A 14,730-nucleotide genomic window follows, 5' to 3' on the forward strand; every position below is an offset into this window, starting at 1 on the left:
TCGTCGGCCGGGTTCAGCGGGTCAGTCGAGTCGGTGTCGCCACCGATGGTGTTCTCGTCGTCGGCCTCCGGCGCCGTCATGTCCCCGAGAGTTGGAGTCGAGGCAGTCGCGACGGGCTTGAGGATGTACTGCGTTTCGGCTGTGGATACGGGTGTCAGGGACGGCAAAGGCGCGTCCGGCAGGAACGGAGCAGGCCGGAATCGATCGAAGAAGCGGCGCAGGAACTGTCCCGCGCGCGCGACCCGGCCGGGGGTGGGCATACCGAACGCATTGCGCTGCTGCCGGACGTTGAAGATCCGGCCGAGCAGGCTCGGACCGTCCGACGGCTGGACCGATGTGCTGCCTTCGATGTGCCCGTATCCCGGGAATGCTTCGGTGGGGTTCCCGCTCGCCTGCCCGCTCAGGCGCTGCTGGGCGTCCGGGGCGGCAGGCGCGGCGGCCGACCAACGCACCTGCTCGGACAGCCAGTTGAAGAAGCGGAACAGTCCGTCGAGGACACTGTTGCGGTCCTGCGAGAAGGCGGACTCGGCATGCGTACCCGGGTCCCAGGTGCGGCCGAGGAGTTGGCGGTCGTCCGACCGGTCGGAGGGTTCACCGGTGCCTTGGCCGGTGCCGTTGATGACTGGGAGGCCGGTCAGTTGGGCGAGGGCCTCGGCGAAGCGGTCATCGGGGGTGGGCGGCGGGGCCAGGATGGAAAAGAAGTTGGATTCCCGGTCGGTGATGACGCTGGAGGGCTCCAGAGCAAGCTGTATGCGCCGCCCGGACCTGCTTCCTCGGTGGCCGCTGTCGTGTGTGGCGACCCGCTGGAGGTCATCGGAACTCTGGGGTTCGGCGGCCGGATTGCTGGGCGTTACGCGCACGACGTTGCCGCGACCGCTCAGACTCCACTCGCTGTACTCCGCTTCGGCCACCGTGCGCGTTGCGGCAGGGAAGGGTGTTGTGAGACGGGCATCCTGTGCGTCGTCGGCGTCTGATGCCGTGTCGGAGCTGCCGTCGTCGTAGTCGTTCTCGTCGTAGTCGTAGCCGTTCTCGTCGTAGAGATCTCCGTAGTCTGCTGCCTCCATCAGGAGGCTGGCAGGGTGTACGGCCATGCGTGAGAACAGGCGCGACCCCGGCAGTCCTGGCGCGCTGGAGCCCTCGCCGCTGCCGAACGCGGTGCTGCTGTCCGTACCGCTCTGCACCGGCACCGGCCTGTCGGGGTGCGCCGGCAGCAACTCCGGGCCCATGTACAGGTCATGGTCGTCGGATTGCGGGCGGTAGCGCGCGAAGCCCGCGGTCCGATGGCCGTCCTGGTCCAGGTGGGTGGAGTTGTCGGCGTAGAGGTGCAGCATGCCGAGCTCGTCGAGATCCGAGGGGGCGTCGGAAGCCCACACCGTGGCTCCGGCCTTCCTGGCGCCCTGGAGGAAAGCCACGATCTCGGCTTGGCGTGCAGCCACGATCTCGGCTTGGCTTGCGGCCTCGGCGCGGATTCTGTCGTTCAGGAACAGGAGGACGAGGTGAAGCTCAACGCCCCTTTCCCGGGCGGCGCTCTGCAGATAGCGGAAGTCCGGGCTCTCGACCAGGTGCTCACCGCTCGACTCCGGCGTGAAGGGCTGGCTGTCGTCGTCGGGGTCGCCTGCGGCCCTGCGGACCGCGGCAGCCAGGTCGAAAATGGCCACCAGAGCAGACCGGTCGGCGTCCGCGTCGCCGGCCTCGTCGGTGTGCCACGGGTACTCGACTACGGACGTCCGCCCGTCTTCACCGTGCACCACCAACCGGGACGCCTGGCCGACCTTGAGCTGCCCCCACCGCCTGCCGCTCTCCTCGGCACCGGAGAGGCCGACGGGCGTGAAGACATTGGCAAGGAGCGAACCGGTGGCGTCCGCCCGGAAGCCAATGGTCTCCGTGGTCTGACCGGCGTCACGCTGGAAGCCGAGAGCCACCTTCCAGGCCGCTTCCAGCACGACGTCCGCCGTGCCCGTGGCGGCCAACGCATTGGCCACCATGAGGAGTTGATAGGACTGGGTCGGGGTGTCGTCCTGTCCGAAGCGATGCGGTGCCAGGGCGGTGAGCAGGTTCGCGGCGGTGATCAGCAGTTCCGGTGACCGCTCGGCGAGGGTGAGGTGAGCCTTGAGCTCGAAGGCCAAGCGCCGGCCGCCGGCCGGACCACCTTCGTGGTGGGCGTAGGCCACGACGTCCAAGAGGTCGTTGAAGTAGGGCTCCTTGCCGGTGAGCGACATTGTTCGAAGGGTGCTGCGTGCCTGCCGCCTTCTGTAGTACGTCTCCCCTCCGTGCAATCTCAAGGCCGACGTCATGGAGATGAGCCCCTTGGGCCCCCCGGGGCCGAAGAGCGCCTTTCGTTCCCAGGCGCCGGACCTGCGTGCGTTCTGGGCGAGGTCAAGGGCATCCCGCAGGCCCTCCGTCATGGGCCAGTCATCCACGGGCGCCTCGTACAGCGGCGTGTCCGAACTGGCCTGCTCGCCCGAGTACGTCGGTGGTGCGGGGTCGCCGGCCGCAGGCGTGGCGGCAGCCGACGGATCCACGAGGGAGGAACCGGAGTCCGCCGTCAGCTCCGGCTCCGGGTCCGGGGCATCGGGCAACTCGGGGGTCCTGGAACGGAAGTTGTTCCGTATCGCCTCGATGCGCTGGCCGATCCGCTGGAAGCGCATCGTCCATGGGTCGCCTTCACGGATGCGCGTGGCCAGATCGTCGCCGGAGTGGAGGCCCGGATCTTCCCAGTCCTGGCCGACCCGTGAAGGCCGGACCCGGCCCCCGTCGGTCGCCTCCCGGAGCGTTCCGTCGTACGCCACGGTGCTGTTCGACGAGTTGCCCGGGCGCCTCGGGTCATTGAGTTCGGAGAGGTACAGGCCGGTGACGGAGAAGCTGAGGTGGGTGTCGGTCGGCAAGTAGACGACCCAGGGCCGCCATTGCACGCCGGGCGGTACATCGTCCGGGCGCAGGACGGCCAGGTAGGGCCAGTTTCGGTTGCCGTTGTGGTACCGCACGACCACCTTGCCCCAAGCGGCTACCACCGGAGCGCCGCGGAGCCTGGCCAGCGTCAGGCCGTAAGGCTCGTCGTAGACCTGGAAGCCGTCCGAGTCCGTGCCGAGGTACGTACCGATGGCCGCATTGTCCAAGTCGAGTACGGATACGTCGCGCCCTGTGACGCTCCTGCTTGCCAGCGTCTCCTTGATGTCGCGGTTGCGTATGGTTTCGTACGTGCCGCCGGCGCCTCTGGCGCCCGCCCGCCAGATCTGCAACTTGCCCGCGGGTGAGGTGTGCGTTCGGATCAACTTCGAATAGTGCGCTCTGAAACCGCGGAGTATCCGGCCGAGGGCCACGGACGGTGCGATGGCCGCTGGTCCGGTCTCCTGGCGGAGATCCACGATGGCCGCGAAACTCATGCCGCTGTGCTGGTCGTTGTCGGCCGCGAGGCCCTCTGCCGGACCTGCACCGCGCGTGTTGGCTGCGTCCTCCGATACCCCTGGGGCAGTGTGCCGTGCCGAGGCATTAGGCCCGAACTGGCCGAGGTCGGGGATGAATCCGCCTGGGCCGGCACCTTCGGCGTCGTCGGTGCCGACCCTGTCGGCGATGGGGCGGAGGCCGGTGGCGTCGAATTCCGAGCTGTGGTAGCGGACGAAGCCCGAGAGCAACGGCTGTGAGGGTGCACCGATCCGCGACCTGTATAGGACCAGGTCGCCGTTCGAGTCGAAAGCGGTGGGCAGGGCGGTGCCGTACACGGCGACCTTGGCGGGTGCGTCGTTCGCCAGGAGCGGGGCGATGCCCTTGAGGAACCCCTCCATGTCGGCCTTGCGGTTGGAATCCGGTCGGCGTGTGTCGTTCAGGAAGAGCAGGACGATCCGGACCTCCCGCTTTGTCGCCCGGGAGTCGTGCAGCAGGCCTTGGAGGAACCGGTTGTGCCGGTACTGTTCGCCGACCTCCAACGCCGTGAACGGCAGTCCGGTGTCGGGGTTGAGAGTGCGCATTGCTGCGGCTAGGTCCAGATAGGCGATCTCTGGTTGCTCGCCGAAAGCCTGGTCGCCGTCAGTCCATGGAAGCGCGATGTCGCTTTGTCCGTACAGTTCCTGGATATGGAGCTGGGATGACGGGCTCGGGTCGTGCCCCTCCCAGACATGTTGCGGAACCGGTGACGTGTCCATGGTGACGTGCTCGAGTGAGAAGACACTGGCCCGCTTGGAACCCGTGCGTGCCACCTGGATGGGGATCGCCGCCTGGGGCCGGCTGTCGGCACGCTGATAGCTGCCCGCAACCTTCTCCGCAGCCCTCAACCCGCCCTCGGAAGCCAACGCGGCCGCCACGGTGAGGAGTTGATACATCTGGTGGTCGATGCTCTCCTGGCCCGCGCGGTAGGGCGCCAAGGTGGTCAGCAGGTACTCCGCATCGACAAGCAGCTGCGGCGAGCTCCTGCCGAGGAGCAGGCGGGCGCTCAGGTCCAGACCCGTCGCCTCGGCCGTGGCCCGGCCAACGCGAATGTCGGCTGCGGCCACGACCTTCACGAAGTTGTCATAGACGTGCAGCTCACTGGAGCCGCTGACCGGACCGATGTCCAGTCTCGCCACGACGGTGATGGCCCGGTACATGACGGCGGCCGACTCGGAGCGCGGCTGGGTGTCGAGGGTGTCCTGTGCCTGGCGGGTGTCCAGGAGCTGCTCGGGAGTCCACTTGCCGGAGCGATGTTCTGCCATCGCGATGATGCGGGCCCGCGACAGCGCGTCCGCCTCGCGCCCCGCATTGCCGGCGGGCCTCGGGGCGCCCTGCGTCAGCTCCAGCTCCCGCTCCCGCTCCCGCACCAGCTCCTCGGCGACCTCCGACGCCCAGCCGCCGATCGTGAGGCGCGACCAGTACCGCCTGTTGACGGGCGCAGTGAACGCAGCGACCGGCGCGCGCAGAGTGACTGGCGCCGGCGCAATGGTCCGCTCGGGCGCAGCGATCGGCGCCGTCTGTGCAGAACTGTCCGTACGCTGCTGGGAGTTGAGCACGCGCTCCAGGACCTGCCTGCCGAAGGTCCGGAACCTCCTCCTGCGCCTCGTTCCCGTCTCATCGACGGAGTCGTCGGAGTGGAGGCCCGGATCTTCCCAGCCCTGGCCGACCCGTGAAGGCCGGACCCGGCCCCCGTCGGTCGCCTCCCGGAGCGTTCCGTCGTACGACACGGCGCTGTTCACCGTGTTGCCGGGACGCCTGGGGTCCTGGAGTGCGGAGGCGCTCAGGCCGACGACGGAGTGGCTGTCGTGGGTGTCGGTCGGCAAGTAGACGACCCAGGGCTGCCATTGCACGCCGGGCGGTACATCGTCCGGGCGTAGCACGGCCAGGTAGGGCCTGTACGGGTTGTCGTTGTGGTTGCGCACGACGACCCTGCCCCAAGCGGCTACCACCGGGGCGCCGCGGAGCCTGGCCAGCGTCAGGCCGTACGGCTCGTCGTAGGCCTGGGTACCGTCCGCGTTGCGGCCGTTCGAAGCACCTACGGCTGCATTGTCGATGTCGAACACGGCCACGTCCTGCGGACCGACGCCCCTGTTGGTAAACGTCCGTGCAGCCTCGTCGCTGTTGAACAGCAGACTGTACCGGCCGTAGGGGCCCCCATAGACGACCTGCATCCTGTTCCCGCCCGACAGGACGGCTCGGATCAACTTCGCGGGCCGGGCACCGAAGGCGGTGAGAATCCGGCTGAGGGCCGCAGACGGGGCGGGGGCATCGGCCGGGTCGTCGGTTTCCTCCGGGGGACCCACGATAACGGCGAGATCCACGACTCCGGCGAAGCCCGCGTCACCACGACTGTCGTTGCCCGCGGTCAGGTCCGCCGCGGTCCACGAGGTGCCCGTGTTGGTTCGCTGCCCGTGCTGACCTTGCGCAGACGTACCTTCGCCGTTGCCGACGCCCAGGAGATCCGGACGGAGTGCCGGACCGGGTTGGGCTTGCGGCAGGTTCTCATACCGGACGAAGTGCGGGCCGGCGACGTGCGTGGATCCGTGGTCGTGCAGCGTCAGCTCGCCGTACTCGAGTTCGGCGGGCGCGTCGGAGGCGTACACGGCGACCTTGGCGGGGGCATCGCTCGCCAGGAGTGGGGACATGCCCTGGAGGAGCTGCTCGATGTTGGCCTTGCGATTGGCCTCCGGGCGGGTCCTGTCGTTCAGGAAGAGCGCGATGATCCGCACCTCCTGCTTTGTCGCCACGGATTCGCGCAGCAGGCCCTGGAGGAGCGGGCCGCTCCGGAAGTGCTCACCGACCTCCCACGCGGTGTACAGCTGACCGGTGTCGGGGTTGATGGTGCGCAGCGCGGCGGCCAGGTCCAGATAGCCGAGCGCCGGTCCACCGGCGCCTGGCTGGTCCCCGTCAGTCCATGGAAGCGATACCGAACGGATGAGGCCTTGCGCGCCCTGGATGTGGAGCTGGGATGAGGAATTGGGGTGGTGCGACCTCCAGAAGTAGTCGGGCAGCGGTGTCGCGTGTGCGGTGGTGTGCTCGAGTGCGAAGACGATTGCCCGCTCGGACAGACCTGCGTAGGCGACCCGGAAGCGGACCCCCGCCCGGCGTTGCTCGTCGCTGGGCTGATAGCTGCGCGCGAGCCTGGCTGCCCTGTCGCCCCCGCCATGGGCGAGAAACAGGGATGCCACGGAGAGCAGTTGGTACATCTGGTAGTCGATGCTCTCCTGGCCCGCACGGTGCGGCGCCAAGTCGTTCAGGTAGTACTCCGCATTGTTGAGGGCCTGTGGCCCGTGGGTACCGAGCAGAAGGCGGGCACGCAGGTCCAGAGCCGTCGCCCAGGCAGCGGGGCGGCCGCCCTGGCTGGCGGCGTGGGCGACGAGGTCGACGAAGTCCTTGCGCCGGGCGTCGTTCAGCCCGAGCTGGAGGCTCACCAAGATGCTGGTGGCCCGGATCCGGTGCCCGTACGCCTCGTGTTCCGTCAGCTGGAAGAGGGCAGCCCGTGCCGGATCGGCCTGCAGGAGCCGCTCGGGAGTCCAGTCGCCGTTGGCCTGCGCCCTCACGGCGGCGATGCGGGCCGCCTCCAACGCGGGCGCCGCGGGCCGCCGTTCGTCGTTCTGGCCGTACGACGGCGGCAGCGCTGCCGTTTCGGTGTCGTACGCATCGAGGAGCCCTGCCGTATCGGTGTAGTGCTCCTCGGGGAACGCTGCCGTTTCGGTGCCGCCCTCCTCGAGCGTCACCGTGACCTCGCCGACGACGGGCGTCGCGGTGTACCGGGGCAGATCTGACGGCTCGGCGTGAGAGGTGCCGGTCATGTTCCAGCCGCCGGCGGGGGTCACCTCGTACAGCGGCATCGGGAAGGGCAACTGCTGGGGACGCGAGTTGCCGGTGCGGTTCCGTCGGATGCGCAGGCGCCGAACGACACCTCGGCCCGCGTCCACGAGTCTCCGCAAGGCTGAGACTTCCTCGTCGTTGGCGTCGTCTGCGTCGCCGGTGTGGGTGCCCGGGTCGTCGAAGCTCTGGCCGACCCGGCTGTAGGGCAACCGGCCCAGGACCTGACCGTTGACCACGGCCCGGCTGAGGGGGCCTTCGTAGCCGATCGTGTTGCTGACGCGGAGGGCTTCCGGGTCGGGGTCGTCGGACAGCGAAGGGTCCTCCGCGGCCAGGGAGGGCAGCACCGGTGCGGCGGGCGGCACGGGGAGCGGGTCCAGGTTGCTGTCGCTGTCGTCGTTGCTGTCCTCCTCGTCCTCGTCCTCGTCGTCGCTGTCAGTGGCGTGGGCGAGGGCGTAGGGGTCGGAGTCGTCGGCCTCCGGTGTGCTGTTGGCGGAGAGGACCACGGGGGCGTCATCGGCTGTGTCGGCCTGGTCGGTGACGGGGGCCGTGCCGGTGGCGCCGTCTTCGTCGTCGCTGTACGTGGCGTGGGGGTTGAACTCGTCGGCCTCCGGTGTGCTGTTGGCGGAGAGGACCACGGGGGCGTCATCGGCTGTGCCGGCCTGGCCGGAGACAGGGACCGTGCTGGTGGCGCCAGCGCTCGCGGCCGCGGTGCCCGCGGCCGAAGAGCCCGCGCCCGAAGAGTCCGCGCCCGAAGAGTCCGCGCCCGAAGTGCCTGCGGCCGGGGCGTCCGCAGCCGGGACGGAGACAGGCGGGGCGGTGGCGCCTGTGCGGGCCGGGGTGCGGTCGACGGGGCCGCGGAAGGCAATCTCCCCCGTGTGGTTGTTGATGTGGAGGTCGCCGTACCTGTCGAGGGTGCCGGGGAGTCGTGTGATCCACAGGTGCTTGGCGTACGAGCCGAGCCCTCGGGTGAACTCCTCCAGGGCGAGGGTGCGTTGCTCCATCGAACGGCTGTCGTCGCTGAGGAAGAGCGGAAGGATCGCCAGCTCTCCCTCATGCTCCTCCGTGCCGATGGACAGGGAGTCGACAGCGATGTTGTTCTGGAGGTGTGTGCCGATGTCGCCCGCCGTGTGCGGGAGTTGCCCGTGGGCGCGCGCCCCCATGGCCGCGGTCATGTTGATGAGGATCACACGCCGGTTGCGATGGCTCCAGGGAAGTTTTTGGGAGGCCGCTTGGCCCGCGGGGATCGAGTGGTCGATCAGGAGCGAGCGGGTGGGGTCGTGCAGCGGCCAGTACTTGTCCTGCGACGCGGGCAGCGTGTCCGCCGGCTGGAACACGCTGGCGAGGTGCGAGCCGGTGGGAGCGACACGGAAGTCGATACGGGGAGTGGGGTTGGCGATCTGCGCGGCGGTGGGCTGGTAGCGCTCGGCCCTGCGACGGGCTCGGGCGTTGCCCGGGTCCTCGGAGGTGGCCAGCGCGTACGCCACATCGAGGAGTTGTTCGAGCTGGCGGTCCTTGTCGAGCTGGTCGTGCCTGTTCTGCGCGTGGAGGGTCAGCAGCTCGTGAGCCATCACCAGTACATCGCGGTGGTCGGCGACGACGAGGCGGCGGAGGAGGGCCAAGCCCGTGGTCCAGGCGGCGGCAGGGCCGCCCAGTGTGTAGGAGTGGACGAGCTTGTCACGGAAGGCGGTGAACTGTTCCTGCGTCCAGCCGCTGCTTTCGAGGCTGAGTCCGAGTCGTTTCATGTCGGCGAGGGCCGCGAACTCGTAGTGGGTCAGGGTCGCTTGGTCGAGCCGGCCCGCTTTCAGACGGTTCTCGATGGACTGCTTTTCGGCACGTGCATCCAACAGGCTGTACGGGCTCCACTTGCCGCGGTTGATGGCGATGGTGCTGTCGTTGACCGCGGCCCACAGAGCGGAGTGGTGGACTCCGGCCTCTCCGTAGGTGGGCAGTTGGGTTGCTCCCGGCTCTGCCGGCGTGTACGCGGGCACACCTTGGTCCTCGGGGGCGGCCGCGCGATGCGCCGGCGGCCGATAGGTCCAACCGGAGCCGGACTCCGTGGACCCGAGGTTTTGCTGGTGTTGGAATCCGTCGGCCACGTAGCCGAGGTCCGAGAGGGTTGGGACGCCGCTTGGCTGCGTGGACCCGAGGTTCTGCCGGCGTTGGAAGCCGTCGGCCACATGGCCGGGGTCCGACAGGTTCGCGACGCCGTCGGACCGTGTGGACCCGGGGTCCGACAGGTCTTGGAGGCCGTCGGACTGCGCGGACCGGAAGCCCGGCTGGTGTTGGAAGCCGTCGGCCACATAGCCGGGGTCGGACTGGACCTGAAAGCCGTCGGACTGGGCGGACCCGAGGTCCGACAGGTCTTGTTGGTCGTCGGCGGCGGCCCCGAAGCCCGGCCGGTCCAGGAAGCCGTCGGACTGAGTGGACCAGAAGCCCGGCAGCCGTTGGAAGCCGTCGGACTGCTGCCGGGAGTCGGCCGCTGGAGGCCGGGGCCCGCTCGGCGGCTGCACATCCCCGCGCCCGTGCTGGAGCGCCGGCGAGAGGAGGTACATGTGCCGGCCCGCCGAGGAATGGATGTAACGGTTTGTCGGGAGGGGTGCCTGAGTCGCGGCGTACCGCGGGTTGCCGTAAGGGTTCCCCGGGACGGGTGCCTGAGCCGCGGCGGACTGTGCATTCGGGGCAGGGGAGGTGCGGAAGATCCTGCGGAGGATCCGCCTGCTGGCGTTCACCATCCGGCGCCCGAGCTCCGAGCCGGACCGGCGGCTGCCGGTGCTTCCGGAGTTGCTGGAGTGCGGGGCCCCTTCGTACGTCTGGCCGACCAACGTATTGGACCCGGAGTACGGGGGAAGCGTGGCGTCGGAGAGCAGATTCGACGCGCCGCTCTGCGCCACGTCACCCACGTGAACGCCGGGGAGCCGCCTGCCGGTTCCGAACTGCGGAGGCATGTCGGTGCCCGGCGTGCCGAGCACGAGTGAGACGAACCCTGCACGAGTGGAACGCGGTTGGTCCACCGTGGAGGAGATCGTGTGCAGCAGGACCTGCCCGCGGCTGTTGACCTTGATCGCGCCGTTGTGGGCGGTCCACACCTGGTACGCGGAGTCTCCCTCCAGTGCGTTGGCCACCGTACGGGCAGCCAAGTCCTGTAGGGCCGCGGTGCGCTTGGACCGGGTGGAGGTCACGGGGACGACGTTGAGCCGCTTGCCGTCGACCCCCGCAAACTCCTTCAACTCGGCCAATTCACGGATGCCGGCGATCTGCTGCGCCGTGAGCGCATCCAGATCGATGTAGACCGTCGGCTGCAGTGCCCAGGGCAGCTGCGGCTGGTTCTCGACCGACTGGTTCGTCGAGTGCTTCCCCCAGCGACGTACTGCGGGTCGGCTGCCCTGCGTGGCGCCGGTGAGCACGGTCGCCAAGAGGGAACGCGTAGGGATGGTCAGGGGAGTGACCGGCCCAGCCGGCGCGTTGAGGAGGGCGTCGGACAGCTCGTACCGCGCGGCCGCCGTCCATGCGGCGGTTTCGTTCTCGCCTTCCAGGAGGGCTACCGCGACGGCGTTCGTCTGCTGCCGCCGGGCCGGACCGTGCTCGCGGCCCGGACGGTTCGGCGCCGCAGCGTCGAGGATTTCGTCGGCCTGCGCCACCAGGGCGGCACGGAAGTCGGCGTCAAGGGAGCGCAGAGTGAACACGCTGTCGATGTAGTGGGCCATCCGCGTGGCGGCCACCGCCCCGTAGAGGGCATGGGCATGGGCGACCAGGGTCTCCGCCGCCTGGGAGTCGGCCTCGGGAGTCCGCTCCCGGTAGGCCGCGGGCCTCAGCACGGACCGCAGTATGGGCCGGGCCAGCGAGCGGAAGAGCTCCTCGTCGTCGTACCCCTGTACCTCGACGAACCTGGTGAGTTCAGCCGCTTCCGTTTCGGCGCTGAGCGACTGCCGCGCGACAGTATCGCGGGTGACGAGGTCGGCGATGCCCTCTCCCACGGTGCGCAACTCCGCCACGGTGGACTGCACGAAGGGCAGGTGCCGGACCCGGCGCGCGGTGCGGCGCGTCATGTCCCCTACGGTCTGGCCGATGTCGCCTGCGTCGGACAGGAAGCTGGTGAGGAATCTGTCGAGACGATCCTGCGCCCGGCGCGGGCGCGGCTCTGCGTCATCGGATTCGTCCGAGCTGTTGTGCGTGCCTCCGGTGTACGTCTGTCCGACCCACGAGGTGCGGTCACTCGGGCCGGGGTCCGCCGGGTCCGCCGTCCCCAGGTCGAGGCCGAGGATCGCATCGGCGAGGGAACTCCGCCGGTATACCCGCCGGGCGGCGGCCGACGAGCTCTCCGGCTGCTGCTGCTGTGCGGCGTCGTTGTACGCGGCGCCCGGATAGTCCGGCGGGAAGGAGTAGGTAGGGGCCAGCCCAGGTACGTAGCGGGGCAGGTCCAGGCCGGTGAGGTCCTCACCAGTGAGGAAGTCACTGTGCGAGCCGTCGGCGCCGTTGGGCCAGCCTTCGGCGCCGTGCACCTCGAAGCTGAGGGACTGTGGGTTCGCCAGCGCGGCATCCGATCCACGGACCTGTTCGAGCAGCAGCGCACCATCCTCGTTGATCCGGATGAGCGCACCCTCGCGGGGACCCACCACTGCCGGTCCCTGGACCGAGGAGCCGGCGAGCTGGACTGTGGCATCGACGAACGCCCGCTGTGCGGCCGCCTGGTGGGCCGGGAGCACATCGGTGCGGTGGGACATCGGAACGATTGCCATGCGGGGCTCGGAACCGTCGGTGTAAGCAGCCAGCTTGGCGTGTTCCGCACTGGCGTACCAATGTCGTGCGAGGCGGATGGCGGCCTCGGCGATCTGCTCCTGCGTGCCGGCCTGGGCGGCCTCGTCCACGTCGACGTACACGGCGAAGTGCCGGGCGCCGGGGGAGGTGACTTGTTGGGCCTGGCCGCCGCGGTTCCGGCTGGGCGCCCAGATGCGCAGGGCCTTGGCCCGGGCATCGTGTGCGCCCAAGTACCAGGTGCTGTCCGGATTCCTGCCCTGGGGAACGGTACGGACGAAGACCGACCGATGTGTGGAACCGACGTGGGTGGAGAAGGCCAGGGCTCCCTCAGGGGCTGTCAGCGACACGGCGCTCGGGCGCAGCGACCTGGCCTTGGCTGTGGGGTTGCCCTTCAGCAGTACGGCACTTGCCACCCCCAGGAGGTGGGCCCGCAGCGCGTGCGAGCTGCCGCGGCCGGGCCGGTCCGGGGCGTAGTACTGCACGAGGTTCGCAGCGTCGGCGAGCGCGTTGGCCAGATCTTCTGCGCTCGTCTGCCTTTTGAGGATCGCGTACAGGTCGGCGATGCTCTCGGCGAGATAGGTGGCATTGACCGGACCAGCGATCGCCAGGGCGTGAACGATGGCCTGCTTTGCCGTTTCCCATTCCCCGGCCTTGAAGTTGCTGCGTCGGTGCTGCGGAGCAAGGATCCGCCGGGCGCCGTCCTCAAGGCCTGCCCGCACGCGACCCTTGTACAGGCCTTGACCTTGCCGGAAGACGAACTGCTCCTGGTCCCCAGCCGTGAGTGCCTCGATCATGGCGGTCATGTCGAAGGCCGGCTGGTACACCTTCATCACGCTGCGCGCCGCCTTGTTGAGCGTGTCCAAGTCCTTCCGGCGGCGCGCCTCGAGCTCCCTCTGCCGGCGTGCCTCAAGGTCCCTTTGACGGCGTTGCTCAGTGTCCGCGCGGTGCAGGAAGGCGTTGACCTTGGCAAGCCCTCGATTCACGAAGTTGCCTTGGCCCTGCGAAGTGGAGGCGTTGTCGGCGGAGTCGCCCCCATGGGGAAGACCTGTGAACTCTTGACCGACGAGGCTCCGGCCCTCGATGGCGTCCTCGAGGCTACCGAGGCGGTTCACGGTGGAGCTCTGGGCCGGAGGCTGCTCGGCATCCGGCTTGACGATCACGCCGAACTGCGCGGGTGCGAGGGCGGCCGTCGCGATCGGGGTGGTGATGACGGGGGGCGCGCTGCGGACTCGCTGTATGGGCTGGGTGTCCGCCGGCGGAACTTGGGCGATTGCGGCGTCCGCGTCGAGGGATGCCACGGAGTAGGCGTCGATGTCGGTCTCGACGTCGGTGTGGCCGTCGGTGTCCAGGGACGACACGGAGTAGGTGTCGACGTCGGTGTGGCCGTCGGTGTGGCCGTCGGTGTCCAGGGACGACACGGAGTAGGTGTCGACGTCGGTGTGGCCGTCGGCGTCCGGGGGTGCCACGGGGTAGGCGTCGACGTCGGTGTCCACGGATGCCACGGCGTAGGCGGCGGCATCGGCGTCCAGGGATGCCACGGAGTAGGCATCGGCGTCGTCAGCCAGTGGCGAAGCGGTGTCGGAGTCCGGAGACGACTCCCTGGCGTGGATGACGGCCGCAGGCGTGCCGGCGGGCTCTGCGGTGTGCTCCGCCGCAAGCTGGTCCGAGGCATTGAGCGTGTCGCGTATCAGCGCGGCCAGTTCGTCGTCGACCGGCGTTGCCGAGTCGTCGAGGTCGCCGTAGGGCTCGCCGTCGCGGCCGGTTTCGCGGCCGGTCTCGCGCGTCTTGTAGGGGTCGGTGTAGAGGTCGTCGTCGTCCGAGTCGGTCCCGACGGCATCCGGTGCGGCTTCCGGCACCGCCGGCGGGATCAGGCCGGCCGCGGCGTAGTAGCCGTCCTCGTCCTGCCGCAGCACCACGTGCCCGTTCACCCGGCCCTGGGGCCTGAACGTGTGCACCTCGCCGTCGGCCGCGACCACGGACACCTTCAGGCCGTATGCACGCGAGGCCAGCGACGGGAGCAGTGTCTTCGCCGCGCCGGTGTTCCACTGCGCATGGCCGGTCGGCCGCCGGTCCCGTCGCGCCAACTGGATGTTGGCGAGCTTCGCCTTCTCCTCGGGAGTGAAGTGCTTGGAGGTGTACGTGGCGATGATGTAAGTCCGCGCTATGTGCGACCCCTTCTTGTACGTGGCCTTCTTGGTGATCCCGGCGAGCTTGAGCTCCTCGCGGGTGAAACGGAAGGTGGGATCGATGACGAGTTGGCGTAGCAGCGCCCGGTCCTGGGCCGTCCTGGGCTCGTCGAGCCGACCCGCCAGGTCGTACCGCATCTCGTGCGCAGGCGGCAGCGCCTGCATGACCTCCGGTGAGACATGGCCGTCCGTACTCATCTGGATGGCCGCCTGCTTGAAGGCCCGGAAGAACGAGTGGTCGTTGCGCTCGGCCGGTGCCATCTCGAACCGCACCGGCGAGTTCGTGGCCGCCAGCGTGATGCGGCCCTGGTCGTCCGTCGCGCTCGCGAAGCGCTTGGGCAGCGCGAGTTCGCCGCCGACCCAGGGGACCACCTGCTCGCCCTGCGACGCGTCCGCCGCGGTCGGTACCACCGGGGTGCTCTCGACGCGAGCCTGCTCGACGGGAGCGGGGCGGCGCCACCTCCGGTACCGGTTGCGTGCCCGGGCCAGCAGGCCCGGCGCGTTCGACCGCCCCGTACCCGATGTGTTGTTGCTG

The 14,730-nt window shown here is 69.3% G+C and carries 1 protein-coding gene (only partly in view); it reads right to left on the reverse strand.

Every position in this 14,730-nt window falls within one protein-coding gene, locus tag ACH4YL_RS25050, for a hypothetical protein (protein ID WP_398509667.1), read on the reverse strand. The gene is 66,213 nt long; 14,581 of those nucleotides lie to the left of the window and 36,902 to its right, leaving coding positions 36,903-51,632 in view (codon 12,301, partial, through codon 17,211, partial); reading right to left, the first codon wholly in view occupies positions 14,727-14,729. Both the start codon and the stop codon lie outside the window.

This window comes from Streptomyces sp. NPDC020681 (assembly GCF_044334895.1).
Lineage (GTDB): Bacteria > Actinomycetota > Actinomycetes > Streptomycetales > Streptomycetaceae > Streptomyces.